Below are 24,571 nucleotides of genomic sequence, written 5' to 3'. Positions count from 1 at the left end.
GCGCGAGTAGTCGCTGACATCGCGACGGAACGCGGATTCGCCGAGAGGCGGCAACCATCGCGAGGGTTGCCGGTGGCGGCACCGGCCGCACCGGGCGGCCGGCGACAGCACGTGGAGGTCTCCTCGCGGTCCCAGGGTACGGCGTCCAGGACCATCTCCGCGTGCGCGGGCAGCACGCCTCCGCCCGCACCGCCTTAGCTTGTTCAGGGCCAGCAGGATGTAGCCGACGACACCTTGAGGTCGTCTCGGCTGACGCGGGACCCGCTCAGCCTGCTGCGGGCGTTTGCAGGTAGGCGGTTACCAGGACGTTGCAGATCGTGTTGCCGCCGAGCGGCCGTTCGACGGTGTTGCGGGCCGGGCGCGTCGTCGGATCCGGAAACGCCTTCAGCCAGTAGGTGTTGAACAGGCCGCGGAGGCGCAGGTCCGACAAGGATACCTGGACGAGGGCGATGTCCTGCATTTGGCCGCCCGCGGCCGCCAGGACCGCCGCGACCCGGTTGGCGTTGGTGTCGGTGTTGCAGTACGCGGAGAACCTGAGTTGACCGAGCCCGGGTTCGATGTGATGCCGTCGGAGTGGGCCGAGCGCTACGGCCGGTCGGTGCGGCACGAGCGGTAGCCGACCGGTGCGGCAGTACGTGGAACAGCTCGGTGCCGACGGCATTTGCCGTGCTGCGGGCCGTCTACGGCCTGACGGCCCCGGCAGCCTGGCGGGCAGACCGCTGTCGAGGTGCTGCGTCAGGTCTGGGTCCAGCAGTACTGGTATGACGAGTCCGGGCAGCTGCGCCGGCGGGAGGTGAAGCTGTCCCGCGCTCGCAAAGCCAGGAAGGCACAACGCGGCGGCGGTCCAGCAGTACGGCGGCCGATGATGACGCGGAGCCTGCTCGAGTGCCGTGGTCCAGCGTGGAGGTCGTATCGCCGCCGCCCGGCGGCACCTCGATCATGGACGAGCATTACGACCGGCCGGCCCGCATAACGACCCGCCCGCTACTCGCGCCTTGCCGGGGTCGGTTGGAGCGGGAACTCGGCCTCGATGCGGGTGCCCTGGCCGGCCGGGCTCTCGACCGTCAGCTTGCCGCCCAGGGCCTCGACGCGGTCAGTCAGCCCGGTGAGGCCGGTGCCCCGCTTCGGGTCCGCGCCGCCGACGCCGTCGTCTCGCACCGACAGGTACACGTACCTGTCCCGGGGCTGCACGCAGACGCGGACCCGGGTGGCCTGGGAATACTTGGCGGCGTTCGTCAGCGCCTCCGCCACCACGTAGTACGCCGCGACCTCAACCGGTTCCGGCTGCCGGCCGTTCACAGGCACGTCGAGCTCCACCGGGACCGCGGAGCGGCGGGCCAGTGCGCGCAGCGCCGGGCGCAGACCGCCCTCGGTGAGGATCGCCGGGTGTACGCCGCGGGAGAGCTCCCGCACATCGTCGGCCGTGCCGTTCAACCCGGCCACGACGGCGGACAGCTGCTGCCGAAGCTGCGCCAGCTCCGGCGGCACGTTCCCCTCGGCCCGCCGGACGGCCAGCGCCAGCGAGATGAGTCGCTGCTGGACGCCATCGTGCAGGTCGCGCTCAAGCTGCCGGCGCGTCCGGTCGGTGGCGAGCACGAGCCGCGCCCTCGACGCGACGAGGCCGGCGCTCTCCACGAGCGTGAGCCCCTGGCGGATGAGCAGCAGTGCGATGACCACGGTCGCGATGACGATCTCGACGCTGTCCATCGGGATGCCCCGGATGAGCTGCACGATGAACAGCACGCCCGTACCGGCGACCGGAACGTAGGGCAGCAGCAGGTGGCCCCAGTGGGCGTGAGCGGATACCGCCGAGCGTGGCGTTTCGCGGGTCGGGGTCAACGCGGCGACCCCGACGAGTGCGAGCCCGGCGAGATCCCCGACACCAGCCAGCGGTGGCATGCTGTGCGCGCCTGCGGAGACCCGGTAGGCGAAGACACTGTCCGTGAACGCCAGGCAGAACAGCCCGGACCCGAGGACGATCAGCTGCAACCGGTTCGCCGCCGACGAAGCTCCAGCGATCAGCAGGATGACGAGAACGGTCAGCAGCAGGTCGCTGACCGGGTAGGCGATCGCGACCGCGTAGGCCAGCGGGGTTGTCGCACCGGCCCGCACCACCGACCGCGCGGTGGTCCAGGTGAGCACGAACAACGCGCCTACGACGATGAGCCCGTCGAGGACCATGACCAGGTTCCTGGAAGGGCGTCGCAGCGCACCCGCCGCGAGTCGGTCGCCGGCCAGGGTGATGATCGCCGCGAAGGCGAACACCGGCAGGGCCAGGTATCCGGCGTCCGCGAGCGACGGTGACGGCAGATTGACGCCACCGAACAGCCAATACCAGGACCACAGGAGCTCCCCGATCAGCCAGCCGCATGCCCCGGCGCCCATCCACAGCCGCCACCAGAACTGCGCTCCGGAATGCTGGCCAGCGGTGATCCAGCAGGCGAGGGTGGCGGCCAGCGCTGCGCAGAGAAGCCCGGCGTTGACGACGAGCAGCGACCACCGCAGGCTCAGCAGATCCGAACTCGCCAGACCAACGACAAACCCCACCAGCACGGCCACCACTGCGAACGCGGCCAACAAGGATCTGCGCGACGAATTGCCCAATCCTGACCGAAGGTGATCAGAACGACACGCTGTCACCCTATCGCACTCAGGCAGCCGTCCGCCGCCCCTCGACCCGTTCGTCACGTTGCGTTCGGTCCTTAGCGGGTCCCACCACCTGTCATTCTATCTGGTCGGCCTCTGCGCCACCGGCGCCAAGCTCGACCGGCCCGGCCCGCACAAAGCGCTCGCGCTACCGAGTTATGGCGTCGGGGCTCGCCGCCCGGGGCGCGACCCCGAGGCGGACCACGGCCGCGGGATGGCCGGCGCCGGGCGGCAGCAGGCGCGCCAGCTCCGGCGGCACGCTCGCGGACGCCTCCGTCACCGCCGCGGTGACCAGCCCCTCGGCCGCGGCGTTGAGCAGCACCGCGGAGATCGCCTCGCCGGTGGCCAGCCAGTCCCGGGGCCCGACGCCGGCCGTGGCGATGACGGCCCAGCCCGGCTCCCCGGCGTCGAGCCCGGACAGCGGATACAGGCCCGCGCCGACGGCCGCGGCGGCGGCCCGCAGCACCCGCAGCGACCCCGCGGGGATCGGTCGCGAGCCGATCGAGCGCCGGTCGCTGCCGCGCACGGCGATCGCCCGGCGCAGCCGCTGCGCCCGCGGGTCCAGGGCGACCGGGCCGGTGTGGCGCAGCACCGCGACGCGCTCGAGCACCTCCGGCTGCGGGAAGCGGGCGACCTCGACACCGACGCCTGCGGCGGCCAGCGCGACCGTCGCGTGATGCAGCGCCGCGCCGCAGCTGACCAGCAGCAGCCGGTCGCCGGTCTCGGCGCCCGGCGGCCGGCGCGCCCGGTCGGCGTCGAGCTCGGCCCAGTCGCCGTCGATGCGCCACCGCCACGGCTGAGTGTCCAGTACTGACGGCGCCTCCAGCGCGGCCAGGGCCGCCTGCGCGAGGGCGCGGCTGACCTCGCCGAACGGCCGACCGGCCCGCGACGGGCCCCCGCGGTCGGCGAGATGGATGGCGGCCATGGAGCGCTCCTCGTACCGGTTGATGTCCTGTGAACACCAACACTGCCCGAGGCCGGCACGGTGCCGTCAGAGGCGAAGGTCCCGCCCGGCGGCGGGACCGCCGACGCCGGGCCGACCGGGGCCCACCGGCCCTACCCGATGGGCGCGACCCGGCCTAAGGCCTGTTTCATAGCTCTAGCTCGTGGTTAGTGCTGGAGCTATGAAACAGTCCGGGGTGTGCGCCTCGTCGTTCCGGTGTGGTCCGGTGCAGTGGCTGCGCCGGGCTCATCCCGGGGTTGTCGAGGGCACCGTTTCCGGTATTTCGCCGAGCACGCCGGCCCCAGCCCGGTGTGGCTGGTGCTGCGCTGCGGCCGCCGCGGATCGGCATCTGGATGATGCGGTACCCGGGGCGGTGGTGTCCGGTTCACTCGGCAGGGCCCCTTGCGGCCCTTGGTGGTGCGTCGAACACCTTCAGAATACAGCCATGTGGCCTCAAGTCAATCGGCCGTGGATCCGATGGCGCGCCGCTACATCGTCAGCCGCATTCGAACCACGGATTTTGTGAAACAGGCCCTCTAGCGTCGGAAACGACGACGGAGGTGCCCCGCCCGCCCGGCGGCGCCGGCCCGCAGCACATCGTCGACGCGGTGCGGACCAGACGGGTGAGGAGGAAGACATGAACACGCCGAGGATCGTCGTCGGCTATGACGGGTCCGGCGAGACCCGGGCGGCCGTCGACTGGGCCGCCGCCGAGGCGGCGCGCACCGCCGCACCGCTGCTGATCGTGCACGCGTACCAGTTCGTCTGGCCGGCCGGGTACGACTCCGGCGCCAGCATCGCGATCGTCACCGCGGCGCAGGCGCGCGCCCGGCACGCCCTCGGCCGGATTCTCGAGCACGTTCATCGGCTCAACCCCGGCATCGCCGCCACCGGCACGGCCGTGCCCGCACCGCCCGCGGCGGCCCTGCTCGACGCGGCCCGCGACGCCCGGCTGCTCGTCGTGGGCAACCACGGCGGCGGTGGCGTGGCCGGCCTGCTGCTGGGCTCGGTGAGCCAGCAGGTCGCGACGCGCTCCCCGGTGCCGGTGGCGGTCGTTCGCGGCCGGGCCACCGCGGCCGAGGGGCCGGTCGTGGTCGGCGTGAACGACTCACCGTCCTGCGATGCCACGCTCGCGCTCGCCTTCGACGCGGCGGCGGCGCGCGGCACCGGCGTGGTCGCGATCCGGGCGTACCCGCCGCCGAGCCCGGCCGCCAAACCGCTGAGCGCGGCGGAGGCGAACGAGCTCGCCGCACTCGACGCGTCGCTGGCCGGCTGGCCCGGCAAGTACCCGGGCGTGCCGCTCGACGCGACACTGACGGCCGGCCGGCCGGCCCGGGTGCTGATCGGCGCGTCACGCACCGCGCAGCTCGTGGTCGTCGGCGGCCGCGACCACAACGGGCTCGCCGGGGTGGTGCTCGGCTCCGTCGGCCAGCGGCTCATGCACCATGCCCGGTGCCCGGTCCTGATCACGCACAGAAAGGAAGAAGCGGCATGACGAGAACCCCGCCGACGGTGATCAATCACGTCTACGGCGCGATGGTGCGCCTCGGGCTGGGCCGCGGCGACCGGTACATCCTCACCGTCGCCGGCCGCCGCACCGGCCGGCCCCGCTCCACCCCGGTCGACGTCATGCACAGCGGCGACCGGCGCTGGCTGGTCGCGCCCTACGGTGTGACCGCCGCGAGCAAACCTGGCTGGTGACCGAGATCCCTGCCGGGGAGCGGGTGCCGGTGCTTCGGCAGTACCTGCGGCAGGTGCCGGTCACCCGCCGCTGTTTCGACGTCACGGCGGAGTCCAGCGACGACGCCTGGGCCGCCGAGGCCGCCCGCCACCCGGTCTTCCGCCTCGAATCCCCGGCCCGGCGCGGCTGAACTCTCCCGCCGCCGGGCCCGTACCCCCTGACGTGAGTCCGGTGGTGCGGCGCGTGGCGTGGTGGGTGCTGGCGGCGGTGGTCGGCGTCGCCGCGGCGCTTGCCGCGCCCGCCCGGCCGGCGAGCGCCCACGCGGTGTTGACCGGCTCCAGCCCGGGGCCCGGCGCGGTCGTACCGGCCCTGCCCGCGCAGATCCGGCTGACCTTCAACGAGCCCGTCCGCGTGGTGCCGGGCCGCTCGCAGGTGGTCGCCCCGGACGGCAAGCGCCTCAACGCGGGCGACCCGCAGCCGGCCCACGACGGCCTGACCATCCGGCTGCGCGGCACCGACGGCCCGACCGGCACGTACGTGGTCAGCTACCGGGTGATCTCCGGCGACAGCCACCCGGTGTCGGGGTCGTTCACGTTCTCCGTCGGCGCCCCGTCCGCCCCCGCGGCCGGAGCCGGGCCGGCCGGGACCGACCCGATCGTGCGCGCCGCCGTGCCGATCGCGAAGTACGCCGGCTACCTCGGGCTCGTCCTGCTCATCGGCCCCGCCGTGTTCCTGGCGCTGTGGTACCCACGCCGCCTGCCCCGCCGCCCGCCGCTGCGTCTGGCCCGGGCCGGCCTGGTCACCGTGGCCGCCGGCACCGTGGCCGGATTGTGGCTGCAGGCCCCGGCCGCCTCCGGCGCGGCCCTGCTCGACGTCTCGCCCGCCGAGCTGCGCGAGGTGCTGCTGAGCCCGTACGGCCTGACGCTGCTCGGCCGCCTGCTCGTCCTCGCGGTCGTCGCCGCCCTGCTGCCCCGGCTGCACCGCCGCCCCGGCCGCCGGCTCGGCGCGGCGCTGACCGTGGCCGCCGCGGCGGGCCTGCTGACCTGGCCGCTGACCGGCCATCCGGTGGCGTCGCCGCACGCGGCGCTGCTGGTCGCCGCCGACGTCGTGCACCTGGGCGCCATGGGGCTGTGGATCGGCGGCCTGCTGAGCCTGTGGGCCCTGGTGCTGCGCCGCGCCGACCCGCGCGAGCTGCGGCTGATCCTGCCGTCGTGGTCGCGATGGGCCATGGTCTGCGTGTACTGGCTGGTCGCGGCCGGTCTCGTCCAGGCGCTCGTGCAGAGCGGCAGTCTCGCCGCGGTCACCGGCACGGCGTACGGCCGGTTGATCCTGGCCAAGGTGGGGCTCGTCGCGGGGGTGCTGGCGGTGGCCGCGTGGTCGCGGCGCCTGGTCCGCCGCCACGGGCCGCCCGGGCGGCTGCGGCGCAGCGTGGGCGTGGAGGCTGCGATCGCGGCGGTGGTCCTGGCGGCCAGCGCGGTGCTGGTGCAGACCGGTCCGGGCCGCACCGCCGAGGTGCGGGCGGCGGCCGAGGGCTTCGCCGCGACGCTGACCAGCCCGCTCTACGCGGTGCAGTTCGCGGTGTACCCGGCGGTCGTCGGCGAGTACAACAGCTTCCACGCGTTCGTCTTCACGCCGGAGGGCAAGGCGTTGCCGGTCGTGGAGTGGACGGTGACCGCGGCGCTGCCCGAGCGGGGCATCGAGCCGATGGACAACCCCGTCTTCACGGTGACCGGCAACCAGGGGCTGGGCAACCTCACGTTCCCGCTGCCCGGCCAGTGGCATCTGAGCATCACGCTGCGCATCTCCGACTTCGACCAGGCGACCGTCACGACGCGGATCCCCGTGCGGCGATGATCACGCGGCCGGGTCCCTGCCCTATCCTGAGGCGTGGCCTGGTACTGGCAGTCCCTGATCGGCCTGGCGATCGCCATCGGCGTCATCTGGCTCGTGCTCGTCGCCGCGCTGCTCATCGCCAAACCGGACCGGGCCCGGCTCGGCGAGGCGCTGCGCCTGCTGCCGGACCTGCTGCGCCTGCTGCGCCGCCTGGCCGCCGACCCGGCCCTGCCCCGCGGCGTCCGCGTCCGGCTCGCCCTGCTGCTGGCCTACCTGGCGATCCCGATCGACCTGATCCCCGACTTCATCCCGGTCCTCGGCTACGCCGACGACGCCATCATCGTCGTCGCCGTCCTCCGCTCCACGGTCCGCCGCGCGGGCCTGGACGCGGTCCGCGCCCACTGGCCCGGCACCGAGGAGGGCTTCACCGCCGTATGCCGCCTCGCCGGCCTCCGATAGGCCGGGCCTGGCCGCGCACGGCTGGTGGCCCTACAGTGATCGGATGAGCTGGCCGCGGGTCGCGTGGTACGGCGCCATGTCGCTCGTCGCGATGGCCTGGCTGGTGCTCTTCGCCGCCGCGTTCCTGGCCGGCCGGGACATCAGGCCGGCCATCCTGCCGGTCCTGCTGGGCAGTCTGCTGGTCGCCGCCCTCCGCCGCAGCCGCTGGATCCGGCCGACACGGAGCAACGAGCGTTAGCCACGGTGGACCCGGCCTGGACCGAGCGCTGGACGTCGATCGGCTACTGAGCACCTTCTGACGTTCGTGCGCCGCGAGACCACCAGTTGGAACCCATCCGCCGGGCGGCCGTTCAGCATGGGCGAAACGATCCATCACGCCGATGATGCGCCATTTACGGCATCTTGCAAGCGATCATCGAGTTATTGCGCGAGGATGTCAGCAAAGCTACGATCGTGGGCGTCATATAGACCATGTTGACTCAACGAGTACGGGTGGTTGATCCATGAAGCTCAAAGCCATCGCCATGAGCACCGTCGCGGCCGCGGCCGTCCTGGTGCCCGCCCAGGCCGCCGTGGCACGCCCGGCCGCCGCCTCCTGCTACGGATTCAACTACTCCTACTCGATCACCAGCTCGGCGATCCAGGTGACCGCGACCAACGCGTGCCCGGGTTCGAGCACCGCCTACCTGGTCCTGGAGCGGTACACCGGCGTCTCCAGCTACCCGTGGGCGTTCGTCGCGTCCGGTAACGGGTCGCTGACCTATGTCTGCAACGGCACGACGCCGAACACGTACCACGTCGGGCCGATCTTCACGCCCGGCAGCAGCGGCTACACCTGGTACCAGTTCACGGACAACTGCGGCTGACACCCGGTCACAGGCCGGGCAGCGTCGGCTGCGCGTCGTACACCGGCCAGCCGTCCGCGCCGCGGCAAACCCCCTCGGTGAGGCGGTGCGGCTGGCCGGTGCCGGGCTCGATCAGGTGCTCGACCGCCGCGCCGCGCATCACCAGGGCGTCCGCGACCAGCATGCGGTGGCAGTGCCACCACAGCGTCTCGGCGCACATCACGGCCGGCAGCTCGGTCTCGGCCAGCGCGATCAGCCCGTCGAGCGCCGTGCGGAACTCCGCGGTGTCCATGTGGTCGGCATAGGCGGCGAACGCGGCATTGCGCAGCGCGGTGTGCCGGGAGCCGGGCCGCCCGTGCCGCCGCCCGCCCAGCGTCTCACCCTGCCACGTGTATCGCATCCCGGCGTCCCGCACGGCGGCCGCGAGCGCGTCCCGCCCGAACTGCGGATGCCGGCGGGACCCCGGAAACCGGCGCACGTCGACGACGGTGTCGACCCCGGCCTCGATCAGGATCGCCAGGAAGCCCCCGATCGGCCGCGCGCCGTGCCCGACGGTACAGATTCGCACCACATGCCTCATCATCCGTCACGACATGGCGACCGGGGCGGCGCTACTGCTGCGGGTCGTCGCGTCAGTCGATGGTCCGGCCGTGGGCGGCGGGGATGCCGGACTTTGCGGAAGAAGTACGTGTTGATCTGGTCGCGCCACCCGCGCGTGGAGGCGCTCGCCGCCCAGCGGCGGCGCATCTGCGACACCGCCTCGGCGCCGGCGAAGTGGGCGTCGTAGCGTGCGCATCCCCGCCGACCTGAGCGTGGTCGGCTTCGACGACATCGAGGGGACCCGCTGGTGCGGCCCGCCGATGACGGCTGTTCGCCGGCCATTCGCCGAAATGGGCGCAACGGCCGCGCGAATGGTGCTACAACTGGCCATCGGCGAGCTCGTCGTGCGCGGCAGCACCGCACCGTCCCCATAACTTGAACTATTCCAGATTAGGGGCGTAAGGTCGTCGCCATGGCGCCGATCTTCGAGGCGCAGCTGCGGGCGGTCTCCCTACGCGTGACCCGGCCACGGTTGGCCGTGCTCGCCACGCTGCGCGACCATCCGCACATCGATACCGAAACGGTCCTCGCGCTCGTGCGCGAGGAACTGCCGGCGGTCTCGCACCAGGCGGTCTACGACGTGCTGCGCGCGCTGACGGATGCCGGGCTGATCCGGCGCATCCAGCCGCCCGGCGGGATCGCCCGATACGAGTCCCGCGTCGGTGACAATCACCACCACGTCGTGTGCCGCTCCTGCGGCGTTATCGCGGACGTCGACTGCGCCGCCGGCCACGCCCCCTGTCTCACCGCCTCGGACGACCACGGGTTCGTGATCGACGAGGCGGAGGTCGTGTACTGGGGCGACTGCCCCGACTGCGCGGCCAGGAACTCGCCCACTTCGGAAGGAATCTCATGAGCGACACCCAGGACCAGCAGCCGACCGGCTGCCCGGTCGCGCACGACTCGGTGACCGCGAACGGCACCGAGAGCGAGAACCCGGCGATCGGCTCGCCGAGCCCGAAGACCGGCGGCCGTCCGCGCACCAACCGTGACTGGTGGCCCAACCAGCTCGACCTCTCCGTCCTGCACGCCCACTCGTCCAAGGGCAACCCGCTGGGCACGGACTTCAGCTACGCCGAGGAGTTCGGCAAGCTCGACGTCGAGGCCCTCAAGCGGGACATCGCCGCGGTGCTCACCACCTCGCAGGACTGGTGGCCGGCCGACTTCGGCCACTACGGCGGCCTGATGATCCGGATGAGCTGGCACGCGGCGGGCACCTACCGCATCCACGACGGCCGCGGCGGCGCCGGCGACGGCGGTCAGCGCTTCGCCCCGCTCAACAGCTGGCCGGACAACGCCAACCTGGACAAGGCCCGGCGGCTGCTGTGGCCGGTCAAGCAGAAGTACGGCCAGAAGATCTCCTGGGCCGACCTGCTCGTGCTCGCCGGCAACGTCGCCCTGGAGTCGATGGGCTTCAAGACCTTCGGCTTCGGCTTCGGCCGCGAGGACGTCTGGGAGCCGGAGGAGATCTTCTGGGGCTCGGAGGACACCTGGCTCGGCGACGAGCGCTACAGCGGAGACCGGGAACTCGCCGGCCCGCTCGGCGCCGTGCAGATGGGCCTGATCTACGTCAACCCGGAGGGGCCCAACGGCCACCCCGACCCGCTCGCGTCAGCCCGGGACATCCGCGAGACGTTCGGCCGGATGGCGATGAACGACGAGGAGACCGTCGCGCTGATCGCCGGCGGCCACACCTTCGGCAAGACCCACGGCGCCGGCGTGGCCGACAACCACGTCGGGGCGGAGCCCGAGGGCGCGCCGCTGGAGGCGCAGGGCCTCGGCTGGCTGAGCAGCCACGGCACCGGCAAGGGCGCCGACACCATCACCAGCGGCCTCGAGGTGACCTGGACCGACCGGCCCACGCAGTGGAGCAACCGGTTCTTCGAGATCCTCTTCGGCCACGAGTGGGAGCTCACCACGAGCCCCGGCGGCGCGAAGCAGTGGGTCGCCAAGGACGCCGAGGCGATCATCCCGGACGCGCACGACCCGGCCAAGAAGCACAAGCCGACGATGCTCACGAGCGACCTCGCGCTGCGGGTCGACCCGGCGTACGAGAAGATCTCGCGCCGGTTCCTTTCGAACCCGGACGAGTTCGCGCTGGCCTTCGCCAAGGCGTGGTACAAGCTGCTGCACCGCGACATGGGCCCGGTCGCCCGCTTCCTGGGCCCCTGGGTCGCCGAGCCCCAGCTGTGGCAGGACCCGGTGCCGGCCGTCGACCACGAGCTCGTGGGTGACGCCGACGTCGCCGCCCTCAAGGCGAAGGTCCTGGAGTCCGGCCTCACGACCGCCCAGCTGGTCGCCACCGCCTGGGCGTCCGCCGCGAGCTTCCGCGCCACCGACAAGCGCGGCGGCGCCAACGGCGCCCGGGTCCGCCTCGAGCCGCAGCGCGGCTGGGAGGTCAACCAGCCCGAGCAGCTCGCCACGGTCCTGCCGGCCCTCGAGGGCATCCAGCGGGAGTTCAACGAGGCCGGCGGGGCGAAGATCTCGCTCGCCGACCTGATCGTGCTGGCCGGCTCGGCCGCCGTGGAGAAGGCGGCGCGCGACGCCGGCGTCGAGGTGAGCGTGCCGTTCCACCCGGGCCGCACCGACGCCACGCAGGAGCAGACCGACGTCGAGTCGTTCCGGGTCCTCGAGCCGCGCGCCGACGGGTTCCGCAACTACCTGCGCCCCGGCGAGAAGATCCAGCCCGAGGTGCTGCTCGTCGACCGCGCCTACATGCTCGACCTGACCGCGCCCGAGATGACCGTCCTCGTCGGCGGCCTGCGCTCCCTCGGGGCCAACGTCGGCGGCAGCGCGCACGGCGTGCTGACCGACCGGCCCGGCGTGCTCACCAACGACTTCTTCGCCAACCTGCTCTCCCCGGGCGCGCGGTGGAAGGCCTCGGCGTCCGAGGAGCACGTCTACGAGATCCGCGACGCGGCCACCGACGAGCTGAAGTGGACCGCCACCGCGGTGGACCTCATCTTCGGCTCCAACTCCCAGCTGCGCGCCCTCGCGGAGGTCTACGCCAGCAGCGACGCCCGCGAGAAGTTCGTGACGGACTTCGTCGCGGCCTGGACGAAGGTCATGGACTCCGACCGGTTCGACCTGGCCTGATCCGACCCCAGCCGACGAGCCCGGCCGATCTTCGCGGATCGGCCGGGCTCGCGGCATCGCACGGTCCCGGACCCCTTGACGCGTATGGAACACTGAGCGCCGCGCCGCGTCCGTCGAGGGGGTACCGATGCGCAGTCGCACCAAGCCGGTCCTGGTCCTGAGCGGCGTGCTGGTCGCGGCGCTGGCCGCCTGCACCGCCAACGCCACCTCCGGGCCGCCGCCCGGCGGCGGGCTGGTCACCCCGTCCTCGGTGCCGTTCTCGGTCGGGCCGAGCGCCCACACGACCGGCAACTCCATGCCGACCGGCATCGTGGTCAACGGCAAGGAGCTGATTTTGTACTTCTGGGGCGAACCGGACCACCCGTACCTCGCCCAGGCCTCGCGGAGCACCACCACCGGGGCGATCGACGTCGACGACGTCTGCCTGGGCGGCCGCGCCATGACCAAGCAGCTCGCCACGGTGCCCGGCAAGTTCTTCTTCGTGGGCCAGTGCGTCGCCCCGGACGGCCTGCTGATCGAGTACGGCGCCGTCTACGCCGACGCGGAGCGCATCACCAGCCGATCGGGCGGCACGACGTACGAGGCGAAGTTCGCCCGCTGGACCCCCAAGCCCGGCGTCACCGTCTTCTGGCTGCACCGCAAGGGGGACCCGATCCCCGGCAACGTCTCGAACCGCCCCGGCGAGACGACCCCGCTGCCGGAGGAGCACTACCCGCTGCTGACGGCGTACGACGCCAAGGGCGAGGTCCTGGCCACCGAGCGCATCCGCCCGGACGCCACCGAGCAGAAGGGCGGCTGAGGCGTAACTCCTATCGGGAAAATAGGATATCGGCTACGCTGGGATCCATGACGCAGCATCTGTACCTGCAGGGCACCGTCACGCGTACCGTGAACCGGGTCATCCGGTTCGCGCACCTCCTGGTCGGATTCGGCACCGACGCGCCGATGGAGGCCCAGCCCTGGGCCGAACTGTCCGCGGACCGGCAGCTACGCCGCATCGCCGGGCAGGTCTCGGCCGACTTCAGCCGCGGCGCCGGTCGCGCTCCAGCAGGGCGAGCTGCCACACGATCGTGAGGCCGGCCAGCACCCAGAACGCGGCGTCCCAGCGCAGCAGCAGCGCCGCCAGGGCGCCGGCGAACAGCAGGGCCGTCACCAGCACGGCTGGTAACCTACTGCACCCATCGACTTTGCAGCAATAGCCGAGGAGCCATGCCCGACCCCCTGGATCTCGTACACCTGCGCACGCTGGTGACGATCGCCGACTGCGGCGGGTTCCACCGGGCCGCCGCGGCGCTGCGGGTGAGCCAGTCGACGGTGAGCCAGCACGTCCGGCTGCTGGAGCGACGCCTCAAGGAGCCGCTGGTCGAGCGGGCCGGGCGCGGTGTGCGGTTCACCGCGCCGGGCGAGGCACTGCTGGTCGAGGCGCGGCGCATCCTGGCCGTGCACGACGAGTCGCTGCGGCGGCTGGAGGTCGTGACCGAGCGGGTGATCCTGGTCGGCTGCACGGAGCACGCCGCCGACCAGATGCTGCCGCAGCTGCTCGACGCGATGCGGCACGGGTTTCCCGGGCGCTCGGTGCGGTTCCGCATCGACCGGTCGACACAGCTGGCGCAGGGCGTGGCCCGCGGCGCGCTCGACCTCGCCGTGGTGCTGGCCGGGGCCGAACCCTTCGGCACGCCGGTCGCCGAACTGCCGCTGCACTGGTACGCCGCGCCCCAGTTCACCCCGCCGGGCGACGGCACCCCCTGGCGGGTCGTGGCGTTCGAGGAGCCGTGCGGGCTGCGGCAGCGGGCCCTGCAGACCCTCGAACTGGCCGGCGAGCCGGCCGACGTCATCGCCGAGTCGACCAGCCTCGACGGGGTGGTCGCGGCGGTCCGGGCCGGGCTCGGGGTGGCGCTGCTGCCCAGCACCGGACGGGCGCCCGCGGGCCTGGTGGCGCTGCACCAGCTGCCCGAGGTCGGCACGGTCGGGCTGCACGTCGCCGCCCGGCGCGGCATCGACCCGGAGCTGGAGCGGATGGCCTGCCGGGTCATCGAGGACTTCTTCGCGACCCGCGCCCACCTGCGCAGCGTCGCATGAGAACGATCGGCGGAGCCGATCGGTGGTGAGCCGAGAACCGCATTGGATGTATTCCCATCGGCTTAATAGGCTTTAACCATGCCGGTCGAATTCATCTCCGCCATCAACGTCAATGCCAGCAACGAGGTCAACGGCCGCGGCGACCCGGTCATCGACGTCGCCTTCCTGCGCCGCTACGCCCGGGTGCTCGAGGACGGCGGCTTCGACTACACGCTCGTGCCGTACAACTCCGCCTTCCACGACCCGTTCGGCGTCGCGGTGGCGCTCACCGGAGTCACCGAGCGGCTCAGGCCCATCGTGGCGCTGCGGCCCAACACGATGTACCCGACCGTCGCCGCCAAGGCCCTGGTCACCCTCGACCAGCTCTCGGGCGGCCGCGCGGTCGTGCACTTCATCGCCGGCGGCAGCGACGCCGAGCAGGCGCGGGAGGGCGACCGGCTCGCCAAGGCCGAGCGCTACGAGCGCGAGGAGGAGTACATCCGCATCCTGCGCCGGGTCTGGACGTCGCGGGAGCCGTTCGATCACGCCGGGAAGTACTACTCCTTCGAGAACTTCGTCTCGCTGGTGCGCCCGGTGCACGGCACGATCCCGGTCTCCGTCGGCGGGTCGTCGCAGGAGGCGTACCGCGTGGGCGGCGCCCTCGGCGACATCTTCGGCCTGTGGGGCGAGCCGCTGGCCGACACCAGGCAGCAGATGGACCGGATCGCCGCCGAGGCGCGCCGGGCCGGGCGTGCCGACAGCCCGCGGATCTGGGTCACGTTCCGCCCGATCGTCGCCGCGACCGACGCCCTGGCCTGGGAGAAGGCCGAGCGCATCCGGCGAGTTCTGCAGGAGCGCGCCGGCTCCGGCCTGTGGTCGACCAAGCAGCGGTGGGGCGGCAACGAGCCCCCGGCCAACGTCGGATCCCAGCGGCTGCTGGAGATCGCCGCGCGCAAGGACGTACACGATCGGGCGCTGTGGACGCCCACCGCGACCGCCACCGGCGCGGCCGGCGCCTCCACAGCGCTCGTCGGCAGCTACGAGACGGTCGCCGCCGCGATCCTCGACTACGTCGACCTGGGCGCCGAGCTCATCTCCATCCGCGGCTACGACAACCTCGACGACGCCATCGACTACGGTCGGTACATCATCCCGCTCGTGCGCCAGGAGCTGGCCCACCGCGAGACGATCGGCGCCGCCAAGTGAGCCGCTACGTCGTCATCGGCGCCGGCGCCGTCGGCGGCCTGCTCGCCGCCCAGTTCACGCTGGCCGGCATCGACACGGTCCTCGTCGCCCGCGGCGCCCAGCTCGACGCGGTCCGGGCCGCCGGGCTGCGCATCCGCCGCCCGCACGGCGACGACGTCGTGCGGGTGCCGGTCGCCGGCGGCCCCGGCGAGGTCCGGCTGGCGGCCGACGACGTGCTGGTGCTGGCGACCAAGGCCCAGGACGCCGACGAGGCGCTCGCCACCTGGGCGTGGCGGCCGGCGGGCCGGGGCCTCGGCGCCGACCTGCCCCTGCTGACCCTGCAGAACGGCCTGGCGACGGAGGAGGCGGCCCTGCGCCGTTTTCCGCGGGTGTACGGCGTGAGCGTCGCCGTCGCCGCCAGCTACCTGACCCCCGGCGAGGTGGTGAGCCCGTCCTACCCGCTGATCGGCGTCGCCTGGCTGGGCCGCTACCCCGACCGGCCCGACCCGGACCAGGAGCGCTACGCCGACGAGCTCACCCGGGCGGGCTTCGGCACGGTGAGCGTCCCCGACATCTCCGCCTGGAAGGCCCGCAAGCTGCTCGGCAACGTCCGCAACGGCCTGGACCTGCTCGAGGGCACCGACGAGGAGAAGGCCCGCGCCGGCGCCCTGCTGACTGCGGAGGCCGAGGCGGCGTTCGCCGCCGCCGGGATCGCCCCCGCCCCCGCCGGCCCCGGCCCGTTCACGCTCACCATCGACCCGGTCCCCGGCCACGTCCCGGGCCGCCTGTCCACCTGGCAGAGCTTCGCCCGCGGCACCTCCAGCGAGATCGACCATCTCAACGGCGAGGTCGTCCGGCTCGCCCGCCGCCACGGCGCCCGGGCCCCGCTCAACGCCCGGCTGCAGCGCCTGCTCGGCGCCCAGGCCGCCGCCGGCCTCGCGCCGGGCACCCACCGCATCGCCGACCTCCTCGCCGTCGCGGAACACGCCGGTGTCTGAGGTGTACACCGACCGCTCCGGCTGGATACCGGACGGCCCGCCGCGCGCGGTCGTGCGGGCCCGCAGCGCTGGCCCCGGCACGATCATGCTTGGCGGGACCGTGAGCGCCGAGCGCCGCGCCGGATCCACCACCGCACCCGCGTTGATCACATGGATCACGGCGTCGGCCTGCTGAAGCGGGCCTGGCTGGAGCGCGAGCTCGGCCCGGACGCGCTGGCCCCGCAGCGCCGGATCAAGGACCTGTTCGACCCCGCCGGCATCCTCAATCCCGGAAAGGCCATCTGATATGTCCGACTCACCCGTCCTCATCCGCGCCGACGACCTGGCGAAGCGCCTGGACGGCGTCCGGCTCCTCGACGTGCGGTGGCGGCTCGGCGGCCCGCCCGGGCACCCGGAGTACCTCGGCGGCCACGTCCCCGGCGCCGTCTACGTCGACCTCGACGCCGAGCTGGCCGCGCCCGCCGCCGAGGGGCAGGGCCGCCACCCGCTGCCGGACCCGGGCGCGCTGCAGGCCGCCACCCGCCGCTGGGGCATCAACGCCGGCGACACCGTCGTCGCCTACGACGACAACGGCAACCTCGCCGCTGCCCGCGCGTGGTGGCTGCTGCGCTGGGCCGGCCTCGCCGACGTGCGGCTGCTCGACGGCGGGCTCGCGGCCTGGCGCGCGGCCGGTCACCCGGTCGCCACCGGCGACGAGCGGCCCGAGCCCGGCGACGTCGTGCTCACCCCCGGCGCGCTGCCGTCGGTCGGCCCCGACGGCGCCGCCCAGCTGGTGGCCGCCGGCGGGATCCTGCTCGACGCCCGGGCCGCCGAGCGCTACCGGGGCGAGCCGAACAGCATCGACACGCGGCCCGGCCACATCCCGGGCGCGGTCAGCGCGCCGACCACCGAGAACCTCACCGCCGAGGGCACCTTCGCCGCCCCGGAGGTCCTCGCCGAGCGCTTCGCGAGGCTGGGCGTGACGCCCGGCCGCGCCGTCGGGGTCTACTGCGGATCGGGCGTCACCGCGGCCCACCAGATCGCCGCTCTCCGGCTGGCCGGCATCTCGGACGTGGTGCTCTACCCGGGTTCGTGGTCGCAGTGGGCGACGCTGCCCGACCGGCCCGTGGTGACGGGCGAAGATCCTTTCGCAGTCGTACCGCTGGTGCCGCCAACCGACGCCGAACGGCGCGTCGCCGCGGGCGCCGTGCTCGTCGACGTGCGCAGCGCCCCGCGCCGGGCCGCCGACGGCGCGATCCCCGGCGCGATCATCGCCGACCGGACCAACCTGGCCGAGGAGTTCGGCCTGGACTCCCCCGACCGGCACGCCCCGATCACCTCGCACGAGACCCCGATCGTGGTCGTCTGCGGCTCCGTCGACGGCTCCCGCCCGGTCGCCGAGGCGCTCATCGAGCAGGGCTTCACCGACGTCGTACACGTGGAGGGCGGCTTCGCCGCCTGGGCCGCCGCCGGCCTGCCGGTAACCCCGCCCACCGCCACGCCATCCATTTCCGCGCCGAGGGCGTGAATCGCGGGCCGGCTGCGGCGCGCCCCGATCGGCGCTCCGCAGCCGGCCGAGGTCGCCTTGCCCGTAGAAAGACTTCGAAGGATTTAAGGGTTTGAGTGCAGGTGTTGCGGGCGGTGATCCGCCCCCGACCGGACGATCCTGGCGATCGGTCTGGGTGAGGATAAGCAGGTCGCCGCGTTGATGGATCATGACGGGCGGGTGCTGGGCCGGCGGACGGCCACGGTGAAGGCGTATGCGTTGGGCGGGATCATGAGGCCCGCTCAAGATCGAATCGTAATCGGCCGAACGTCAGCGATCTCAGTGTCGACCCGGGCCACCTCCGGCCGAAGAGCAGCGCTTTCGCCGCGGAGTACCGTCATAAGCGAGCCCGCGATGCGACCATTGTTCAGCGGATCCAGGGTTCGGCTGGCAGGCAGGCGGGGCCGGGCTCGCCGTAGACGACGGTTCCTTGTGGGTCGACGTAGCACCGCCCGAGTCGGTCGAACGGAACGAACAATGGCCGGCGGTCGATCTCGTTGCCAGCGTTGTCGTAACTGACCAACGCTGGGCTGTTGCGTTCGCGGATGTCGCCCTGAGCGATGAGCCCGAAGGCGCCGTTGGCGATGCGCGCTACCGTCGTCCTGCCGTCGCCGTGCTCAAGCACCAGCCGGTGCACCCGTGCGCTGACCCGCCCGACGGCGACCACGTCGCCGCCATCGCGCTCGGTCGAGGTCAGCAGTAGCCGGTCAACCGGCCCCGGCAGCCAGTCGTGCTGCCAGTTTGGCCTGTCGGTGTCGATGGCCATGCCTCCGGATCGGCTCTGGTGCGGCGGGTCCCACTCATCACAGGCGAGATAATGATCCTCGGTGAGGAACAGCAGCGCGACATGGTCGCCATGCTCGGCCCCCACGGCCAGATCAGCACTGGCTACCGGCAGCCGGGCATGCCTGTCGTTCATTTCGAGGCACCGCTCGGCCGCCGCTCGCAGCGACGGCGACATCTCGTCGGGTCCGAGTGCCAGCAGTTGCTCACCGTCCCCGCCGGACCACGCCGATACCCCGACAGCAGCCACAGCGACGATGCCGGCGAGGACGAGCCCAACACCGACACGACGCCGCGCCGGCCGCGCCGGTCCGGTGATGTCGGCGAGAAGCTTGGTGCGCATCTCTTGCACCCTGCCGGGCGGGAGATCCCGCCCCACCGGTGGGGTGAACAGGTCGTTCATCGATCCTCCGCGGTGTCGTCTGACAGTTGGCGGGTCAGCCGGGCGCGTGCCCGGCTGACCCGGGAACGGAGCCCGGTCTCGCTGATGCCGAGGACGGCGGCGGCGTCGGCGTACGACACGCCGGACCACACGCACAATGCGACCGCCTCCCGCTCGGCATGCGGCAATCGACGCACGGCGGCCAGGATCGCGCGCATCCGCCGTTCGTCGTCGACGCGGGCCGCGACCTCGTCGGACAGATCAGCGTCGGTGGCACGCTCCGCCGGAAGCCGTCGCAGCAGCGCGAGCCAGCGTCGTGCGGAGCGAGACTCGGTGCGGGCCGTGTTGGCGGTGACCACGAGAAGCCAGGGCAGCGCAGAACCGTCGACCAGGCGAGCGTCCGCACGCCGGCGCCAAGCGACAAGGAATGCCGACTGGGTGACATCCTCGGCGAGCGACCAGGAGCCCGTGAGCTTGAATGCGTGGTTGTACACCGCCCGCGCGTAGCGGTCGAACAGCACGGCGAAGGCCGCCGCATCGCCGGCCGCCGTCGCCGACCACAACTCCTGGTCGGTGGGGCTCATCTGGACCGTCACACCGTACTATTGCCGGCACGCCGAACTCTGTTGCACGCGATTGCGAAATGACCGCGGGCGGGTCGGCCATACCGTAGAGCCGCCAAGCTCGCGTCTGACCAAGGGCCGGCCCCGCCGCGCTCCGCACAAGCTCTTGTCACTTACCCCGGGAACAAACCCCTCAAGACGTACCAACCAACCAGCTTGACAACGGGCTCCTACGTCGGTCAGGCGGCGCGCTGCAGCCGGCCGAACGCACTGCGGTGGAACACCAGCGGCGCCGTGTCCGGGTCGGCGTCGAGCGCGTGGACGCGCAGCAGCACGATGTCGTGGTCGCCGGCCGGGATCTCGCGCTCGATGCCGCAGTCGAGCCAGGCGCAGGCCCCGTCGAGCAGGATCTCCCCGTTGCGGCTGGCCCGCCACGTGGCGCCGGCGAACCGGTCCGCCACCCGGGCGCTGAGCTGCCGGCCGAGGTGCTCCTGATGCGCGGCGAGCACGCTGACCCCGAGCCGGGCGGCCCGGCGCAGCCGCGGCCAGGTGCCCGATGTGCGCGCGATGCAGACCGACACCAGCGGTGGATCGAGCGACACCGACGTGAACGAGCTGGCGGCCAGGCCGAGCGGCACGCCGTCGACCAGGGCGGCCACGGCCGTGACGCCGGTCGGGAACGCGCCGAAGACCCGGCGCAGGTCCGCGGAATCGAGCACCGCGCTCATGCCGATCGCCTTCCTTCCATCGACGAATCCGACCTCAACCCTATCCGCTAAGTATGATTTGCGACCCCGTCGACCGATCGCGAATCTCGGTCGGTGCCGAGCGCGATTTTCCATTGGACATGGCGGGAATTTCCTATCAGTCTGATAGGGAAACTAGGAGATGAGAGAGGAACCGAGCATGACCGGCGCGCCCGACTTCGGCCCCGACATCCCGCCGACCGCCTCGCCGTCGGTCGAGTTCATCAGCCTGTCGCACCTCAACCCGTCCACCGAGCTCGACCCGATCCCGACCCGCGGCATCGACCTGCCGTTCTTCCGCCGCTACGTCGCCGCGCTGGAGGACAGCGGCTACGACTACACGCTGCTGCCGTACGGCTCGAACAGCGCGGACTCGTTCGTCGTGGCGAGCGCCGTCGGGCAGCTCACCGAGCGGATCCGCCCGATCGTCGCGCTGCGGCCCAACACCACGCCGCCGACCGTCGGCGCGCAAAAGCTCGCCACCCTCGACCAGCTGACCGAGGGCCGGGCCGTGGTCCACCTCATCTCCGGCGGCTCCGACGCCGAACAGGCCCGGCAGGGCGACTACCTGCCGAAGGAGGAGCGCTACGCCCGCACCTCGGAGTACATCGACATCCTGCGCCGATCGTGGAGCGAGCCGGCGCCGTTCAGCCACGCGGGGCGGTTCTTCCGCTTCGACGACTTCGGTCCCGGCTTCCCGCCGTACGACACGCCGATCCCGATCTCGATCGGCGGCCAGTCCGACGACGCGTTCGCGGTCGGCGGGGCGAAGGCCGACATCTTCAGCTTCTGGGGCGAGCCGCTGTCGGACCTGCGCGGTGAGATCGACCGGGTCAACGCGATCGCGCGGGACGCCGGGCGCACCACGCCGCCGCGGATCTGGGTCACGTTCCGCCCGATCATCGCCAGGACCGACGAGCTGGCCTGGGAGAAGGCCCGCGAGTACGTGGCGAGGATCGCCGAGACGTTCCGCAGCGGCGCGCACGCCGCGCGGCGGCTCGCGCCGGGGGCACCGCAGAACGTCGGCTCCCAGCGGGCCCTCACCTTCGCCGAGCGCGCCGAGCTCTACGACCGGGCGCTGTGGACGAAGACGGCCGCGGTGACCAACGCCGCCGGCGCCTCCACGGCGCTGGTCGGCTCCCCGGAGACCGTCGCCGCGGCGATCCTCGACTACATCGACCACGGCGCGTCGCTGGTGTCCATCCGCGGCTACGACACCCTCGCCGACGCCGTCGACTACGGCCGGCACGTCCTGCCGCTGGTCCGCCAGGAGCTCGCCCACCGCCAGGCGACCGGTCAGCGCGGCACGCTGCAGGCCGAGCACCCCGGCAACTACGACCCGCGCTACGCCGCCTTCGCCACGGCGGGCCGGCAGTGACGGCCGCCGGCGCTCCCCCGGTCGTCTTCGCCGCCCCGGACCTCTCCGACGCGGCCCTGGCCGCCGTCACCGCCGAGATCGCGTCCACGGCCGCGGAGTACGACCGCACCGGCGAGCTGCCCTGGGCCGGCCTCGCGGCCGCGCACCGCGCCGGGCTGCTCACCGCCGCCGTCGGCACCCAGTTCGGCGGGCCGGGCGCCGGAGCGCGGCAGATCGCCCGCATCCTCACCGCGATCGGCGAGGGCGACGCCTCCGTCGGCCTCATCGCCGCCAACACGCTGCTCACCCACGCCGCGCAGGCGGCCCGGCCGAGCTGGTCCGCGGCCGCCTACGACGACCTGCTGCGCCGCTCGCTCGCGGGCCCGGCGCCGGTCAACGCGATCCGCGCCGAGCCCGAGCTCGGCGCGCCCGCGCGGGGCGGGCTGCCGAAGACCACCGCCACCCGCACCGCCGACGGCTGGGTGCTCAACGGCCGCAAGGCCTACGCCACCGGCGGCGCGGCGCTGGCCTACCACGTCGTGTGGGCGGTCGCCGACGAGCCCGGCGGCGACCCCGAGCGGCCGCGGGTCGGCCACGTCGTCGTCCCCGGCGACGCCCCCGGCATCAGCTGGGTCGACACCTGGGACCACCTCGGGCTGCGCGCGTCGAACACGCACGACGTCGTCTACGGCGACGTGCGCGTCGCGGCCGACGCCTTCACCGAGATCCCGCGCGGCGCCGACGGCGTGTACCGCGACCCGGCCGCCGCGGCCGGCCCGGGCAGCTTCGGCCACCCCGCGCTGTACATCGGCGTCGCGCGCGCGGCCCGCTCGGCGTTCGCCGCGTTCGCCCGCGAGCGGGTGCCCACGGCGCTGGGCCGGCCGATCGCGCGGACCGAGCGCATCCAGTCCGTCGCCGGCGAGATCGACCTGCAGGTGGTCACGGCCGAGACCCTGCTGCACGGGGCGCTGCTGCGCATCGAGGCCGGTGACGCGGCGATCCTGACCGAGCTGTCGGCGATCAAGGTCGCCATCGCCCGCGCGGTGATCGCGGCGACCCAGACGGCGGTGGCGGCGCTGGGCAACCCCGGCCTGTCCAAGCACCACCCGCTGGAGCGGCACCTGCGCGACGCGCTCTGCATTCGAGTCCACCCGCCGCAGGAGGACACCGTCCTGCTCGCGAGCGGCCGCCGCATCCTCGGCGTCTGATCCCCCAACACCGAAAAGGACCCTTCATGAGACTTCGATTGCCGATCGTCGGCGCCGCCGTCCTGGCGCTGGCCGCATGCGGCGGCGGCACCCCGGCCGCCACCAGCGGGGAGGGTCCGCCGAAGTCCGGCGGGACGCTCAAGGTCTCGTTCTGGCCCGACAACGCGACCCTGCCGTGCATCGACCCGTTCCAGGTGTACTGGATCGAGAGCCGCTCCATCATCCGCAACTTCGCCGACTCGCTCACCGACCAGGACCCGCAGACCGGCGCCGTCGTGCCGTGGCTGGCCACGAGCTGGCAGATCAGCCCGGACGGCCTGACCTACACCTTCAAGCTCCGCGACGGTGTGACCTTCGCCAACGGCAAGAAGCTCGACGCCCAGGCGGTCGCCGACAACGCCGCCGGCTGGATCGCCACCGTGAAGGCCACCAACGGTGCCGCCTACGGCGCGTCCTACGTGCAGGGACTCACCGGCGCGAGTGTCGTCGACCCCGGCACGGTCGCGTTCCACCTCAGTCAGCCCAACTCCTCGTTCCTGCAGGCGACGTCGACGACCAACCTGGCCATCACCGATCCGGCCGAGTACGGGCTCACCCCGGCCGAGCGCTGCACCGGCAAGGGCGTCGTCGGCTCCGGCCAGTTCGTGCTCGACCACTACACGGCCAAGATCGAGACGGTGCTCACCAAGCGGGCCGGGTACACATGGGGCTCGTCGCTGTCGAAGAACCAGGGCGAGGCGTACCTCGACAAGGTCGTGTTCAACTACGTCGCCGAGGACAGCGTCCGCACCGGCAACCTCATCAGCGGCGCGGTCGACGTCGCCTGGCCGCGCAACCCCTTCACGCCCCAGGACGAGCAGCTCATCCAGCGCTCCGGGCACAAGGTCGAGCAGCGGGCCCTGCCCGGCGTGTCGTACACGCTCTTCGCCAACACCGCCGACGGCCACGTGCTCGGCGACCCCGCGGTGCGCCGGGCGCTCAACCAGGCGATCGACCGCAAAACCTACGCCACGACGGTGTTCGGCGCCAACTACCCCGTGGTGCAGGGCGCGTTCGACTCGACCACGCCGTACTTCACCGACAAGTCCGCCAAGCTCGGCTACGACCCCGACGGCGCCCAGAAGACCCTGGAGGCGGCCGGCTGGACGGTGGGCAAGGACGGGTACCGGTACAAACACGGCGCCCAGCTCGTCATCGACTATCCCATCACGCAGTTCAGCCCGGGCGCGGAGCTGCTGCAGGCCCAGCTGAAGAAGGCCGGGATCAACCTCAGCCTGCGCACGCTCACCAACGCGCAGCAGACCACCTACCTGCCCAACGGCGAGTACGACCTCACCGGCACCTACTTCACCCGGGCCGACCCCGGTGCCCTGCAGTTCATCCTCAACCCCGACGTCGCCAACTCCAAGGCCCTCGCCCGCCGCTCGGCCTCGCCCGAGGGAATCGCGAAGATCCAGGCCCTGTTCGGCAAGGCGATCCAGAGCACCGACGAGCAGCAGACGAAGCAGGCGTACGCCGAGCTGCAGGACTACCTGCTCGAGGAGGGCATCACGTTCCCGGTGTTCGAGCGGGTCCAGAAGGCGGGCGTCAGCGGCAAGGTGCACGGCTTCGCGTTCACCTCGGAGAGCTTCCTGAAGCTCAACGACGTCTGGAAGGACTGAGC

General features: G+C 72.7%; 27 protein-coding genes and 1 pseudogene. 20 read left to right on the top strand and 8 right to left on the bottom strand.

Annotation, left to right across the window (positions count from 1 at the left end; all coding sequences use genetic code 11):
- Nucleotides 1-265 precede the first annotated feature (265 nt).
- The 3 genes from ACQPY0_RS27885 to ACQPY0_RS27875 form a co-directional block, all read right to left on the bottom strand.
- Nucleotides 266-460, bottom strand: a complete 195-nt coding sequence (locus ACQPY0_RS27885) for a hypothetical protein (protein ID WP_432994338.1) — start codon at nt 458-460, stop codon at nt 266-268.
- Nucleotides 461-984: 524 nt separating this feature from the next.
- Nucleotides 985-2,547, bottom strand: a complete 1,563-nt coding sequence (locus tag ACQPY0_RS27880) for a sensor histidine kinase (protein WP_432994336.1) — start codon at nt 2,545-2,547, stop codon at nt 985-987.
- Between the two features lie 247 nt (nt 2,548-2,794).
- Nucleotides 2,795-3,571 (bottom strand): hypothetical protein, encoded by a 777-nt coding sequence (locus ACQPY0_RS27875; RefSeq protein WP_432994334.1) that lies wholly within the window; start codon nt 3,569-3,571, stop codon nt 2,795-2,797.
- 655 nt (nt 3,572-4,226) lie between these two features.
- Between ACQPY0_RS27875 and ACQPY0_RS27870 the strand changes: the two genes are divergently transcribed.
- From ACQPY0_RS27870 to ACQPY0_RS27840, 7 genes are all read left to right on the top strand, one after another.
- Entirely contained in the window at nt 4,227-5,084 is an 858-nt protein-coding gene (locus tag ACQPY0_RS27870; protein ID WP_432994332.1) for a universal stress protein, read from the top strand.
- The gene (locus tag ACQPY0_RS27865; protein ID WP_432994330.1) at nt 5,081-5,290 is read left to right on the top strand and encodes a nitroreductase/quinone reductase family protein; all 210 of its coding nucleotides are present in this window, start codon (nt 5,081-5,083) and stop codon (nt 5,288-5,290) included. The genes ACQPY0_RS27870 and ACQPY0_RS27865 overlap by 4 nt, the downstream gene beginning before the upstream one ends.
- Nucleotides 5,287-5,460 carry a hypothetical protein gene (locus tag ACQPY0_RS27860; protein WP_432994328.1) on the top strand — a complete coding sequence of 58 codons (174 nt, stop codon included), beginning with the start codon at nt 5,287-5,289 and terminating at the stop codon, nt 5,458-5,460. The genes ACQPY0_RS27865 and ACQPY0_RS27860 overlap by 4 nt, the downstream gene beginning before the upstream one ends.
- A gap of 53 nt (nt 5,461-5,513) precedes the next feature.
- The gene (locus tag ACQPY0_RS27855; protein WP_432994326.1) at nt 5,514-7,124 is read left to right on the top strand and encodes a copper resistance protein CopC; all 1,611 of its coding nucleotides are present in this window, start codon (nt 5,514-5,516) and stop codon (nt 7,122-7,124) included.
- Between the two features lie 33 nt (nt 7,125-7,157).
- The gene (locus ACQPY0_RS27850; RefSeq protein ID WP_432994324.1) at nt 7,158-7,562 is read left to right on the top strand and encodes a YkvA family protein; all 405 of its coding nucleotides are present in this window, start codon (nt 7,158-7,160) and stop codon (nt 7,560-7,562) included.
- 43 nt (nt 7,563-7,605) lie between these two features.
- A complete protein-coding gene (locus ACQPY0_RS27845) occupies nt 7,606-7,800 on the top strand; it encodes a hypothetical protein (protein WP_432994322.1) in 195 nt (64 codons plus the stop codon).
- A 265-nt stretch (nt 7,801-8,065) separates the two neighbouring features.
- Nucleotides 8,066-8,428: a hypothetical protein gene (locus ACQPY0_RS27840; protein ID WP_432994320.1), complete on the top strand. Its 363-nt coding sequence runs from the start codon at nt 8,066-8,068 to the stop codon at nt 8,426-8,428.
- A 7-nt stretch (nt 8,429-8,435) separates the two neighbouring features.
- Here ACQPY0_RS27840 and ACQPY0_RS27835 read toward each other — a convergent pair whose 3' ends face one another.
- Complete coding sequence (locus tag ACQPY0_RS27835) at nt 8,436-8,978, bottom strand: DUF488 domain-containing protein (protein ID WP_432994318.1); 543 nt, start codon at nt 8,976-8,978, stop codon at nt 8,436-8,438.
- Nucleotides 8,979-9,195: 217 nt separating this feature from the next.
- Here ACQPY0_RS27835 and ACQPY0_RS27830 point away from each other — a divergent pair, with 217 nt between their 5' ends.
- The 4 genes from ACQPY0_RS27830 (at nt 9,196) to ACQPY0_RS27815 (ending at nt 12,902) form a co-directional block, all read left to right on the top strand.
- Nucleotides 9,196-9,381, top strand: coding sequence for a substrate-binding domain-containing protein (locus ACQPY0_RS27830; protein ID WP_432994316.1), 186 nt, complete (start codon nt 9,196-9,198; stop codon nt 9,379-9,381).
- 38 nt (nt 9,382-9,419) lie between these two features.
- Nucleotides 9,420-9,863: a Fur family transcriptional regulator gene (locus tag ACQPY0_RS27825; RefSeq protein WP_432994314.1), complete on the top strand. Its 444-nt coding sequence runs from the start codon at nt 9,420-9,422 to the stop codon at nt 9,861-9,863.
- Complete coding sequence (katG, locus tag ACQPY0_RS27820) at nt 9,860-12,103, top strand: catalase/peroxidase HPI (protein ID WP_432994312.1); 2,244 nt, start codon at nt 9,860-9,862, stop codon at nt 12,101-12,103. The genes ACQPY0_RS27825 and katG overlap by 4 nt, the downstream gene beginning before the upstream one ends.
- Before the next feature lie 127 nt (nt 12,104-12,230).
- Nucleotides 12,231-12,902 carry a hypothetical protein gene (locus ACQPY0_RS27815; RefSeq protein WP_432994310.1) on the top strand — a complete coding sequence of 224 codons (672 nt, stop codon included), beginning with the start codon at nt 12,231-12,233 and terminating at the stop codon, nt 12,900-12,902.
- Nucleotides 12,903-13,124: 222 nt separating this feature from the next.
- On the opposite strand, the gene ACQPY0_RS27810 is transcribed toward ACQPY0_RS27815, so the two are convergent.
- The gene (locus tag ACQPY0_RS27810) at nt 13,125-13,262 is read right to left on the bottom strand and encodes a hypothetical protein (RefSeq protein ID WP_432994308.1); all 138 of its coding nucleotides are present in this window, start codon (nt 13,260-13,262) and stop codon (nt 13,125-13,127) included.
- Between the two features lie 50 nt (nt 13,263-13,312).
- Between ACQPY0_RS27810 and ACQPY0_RS27805 the strand changes: the two genes are divergently transcribed.
- The 6 genes and pseudogenes from ACQPY0_RS27805 to ACQPY0_RS27780 all read left to right on the top strand — a co-directional run bounded on the left by ACQPY0_RS27805 (nt 13,313) and on the right by ACQPY0_RS27780 (nt 17,851).
- Nucleotides 13,313-14,182, top strand: coding sequence for a LysR family transcriptional regulator (locus ACQPY0_RS27805; RefSeq protein WP_432994306.1), 870 nt, complete (start codon nt 13,313-13,315; stop codon nt 14,180-14,182).
- Nucleotides 14,183-14,260: 78 nt separating this feature from the next.
- A complete protein-coding gene (locus ACQPY0_RS27800; RefSeq protein ID WP_432994304.1) occupies nt 14,261-15,367 on the top strand; it encodes an LLM class flavin-dependent oxidoreductase in 1,107 nt (368 codons plus the stop codon).
- Nucleotides 15,364-16,344 (top strand): ketopantoate reductase family protein, encoded by a 981-nt coding sequence (locus tag ACQPY0_RS27795; RefSeq protein WP_432994302.1) that lies wholly within the window; start codon nt 15,364-15,366, stop codon nt 16,342-16,344. Before ACQPY0_RS27800 ends, ACQPY0_RS27795 begins: the two co-directional genes overlap by 4 nt.
- 150 nt (nt 16,345-16,494) lie before the next feature.
- Nucleotides 16,495-16,629: an FAD-linked oxidase C-terminal domain-containing protein gene (locus ACQPY0_RS27790; RefSeq protein WP_432994300.1), complete on the top strand. Its 135-nt coding sequence runs from the start codon at nt 16,495-16,497 to the stop codon at nt 16,627-16,629.
- A gap of 1 nt (nt 16,630) precedes the next feature.
- Nucleotides 16,631-17,470: pseudogene (locus ACQPY0_RS27785) on the top strand (sulfurtransferase); the annotation flags it as partial.
- Nucleotides 17,450-17,851 (top strand): rhodanese-like domain-containing protein, encoded by a 402-nt coding sequence (locus tag ACQPY0_RS27780; protein ID WP_432995415.1) that lies wholly within the window; start codon nt 17,450-17,452, stop codon nt 17,849-17,851. The pseudogene ACQPY0_RS27785 and the gene ACQPY0_RS27780, both read left to right, overlap by 21 nt.
- A 385-nt stretch (nt 17,852-18,236) precedes the next feature.
- Here the strand turns inward: ACQPY0_RS27780 and ACQPY0_RS27775 are convergent, their stop codons facing one another.
- From ACQPY0_RS27775 to ACQPY0_RS27765, 3 genes are all read right to left on the bottom strand, one after another.
- Nucleotides 18,237-19,055 (bottom strand): hypothetical protein, encoded by an 819-nt coding sequence (locus ACQPY0_RS27775; RefSeq protein WP_432994298.1) that lies wholly within the window; start codon nt 19,053-19,055, stop codon nt 18,237-18,239.
- Entirely contained in the window at nt 19,052-19,618 is a 567-nt protein-coding gene (locus ACQPY0_RS27770; RefSeq protein WP_432994296.1) for an RNA polymerase sigma factor, read from the bottom strand. The genes ACQPY0_RS27775 and ACQPY0_RS27770 overlap by 4 nt, the downstream gene beginning before the upstream one ends.
- A gap of 218 nt (nt 19,619-19,836) precedes the next feature.
- Nucleotides 19,837-20,325, bottom strand: a complete 489-nt coding sequence (locus ACQPY0_RS27765; RefSeq protein WP_432994294.1) for a flavin reductase family protein — start codon at nt 20,323-20,325, stop codon at nt 19,837-19,839.
- A 160-nt stretch (nt 20,326-20,485) separates the two neighbouring features.
- On the opposite strand from ACQPY0_RS27765, the gene ACQPY0_RS27760 reads away from it, so the two are divergent.
- The 3 genes from ACQPY0_RS27760 to ACQPY0_RS27750 are packed head-to-tail and all read left to right on the top strand — an operon-like array spanning nt 20,486 to nt 24,569.
- Nucleotides 20,486-21,721, top strand: a complete 1,236-nt coding sequence (locus tag ACQPY0_RS27760; RefSeq protein ID WP_432994292.1) for an LLM class flavin-dependent oxidoreductase — start codon at nt 20,486-20,488, stop codon at nt 21,719-21,721.
- Entirely contained in the window at nt 21,718-22,908 is a 1,191-nt protein-coding gene (locus tag ACQPY0_RS27755; RefSeq protein WP_432994290.1) for an acyl-CoA dehydrogenase family protein, read from the top strand. Before ACQPY0_RS27760 ends, ACQPY0_RS27755 begins: the two co-directional genes overlap by 4 nt.
- Before the next feature lie 26 nt (nt 22,909-22,934).
- Nucleotides 22,935-24,569 (top strand): ABC transporter substrate-binding protein, encoded by a 1,635-nt coding sequence (locus ACQPY0_RS27750; protein ID WP_432994288.1) that lies wholly within the window; start codon nt 22,935-22,937, stop codon nt 24,567-24,569.
- Nucleotides 24,570-24,571: the final 2 nt, after the last annotated feature.

It is taken from the genome of Dactylosporangium sp. CA-233914, assembly GCF_050942935.1.
Lineage (GTDB): Bacteria > Actinomycetota > Actinomycetes > Mycobacteriales > Micromonosporaceae > Dactylosporangium.
Note: the sequence above shows the minus strand (reverse complement) of the source record. Positions and strands in the feature narration are given on the sequence as shown.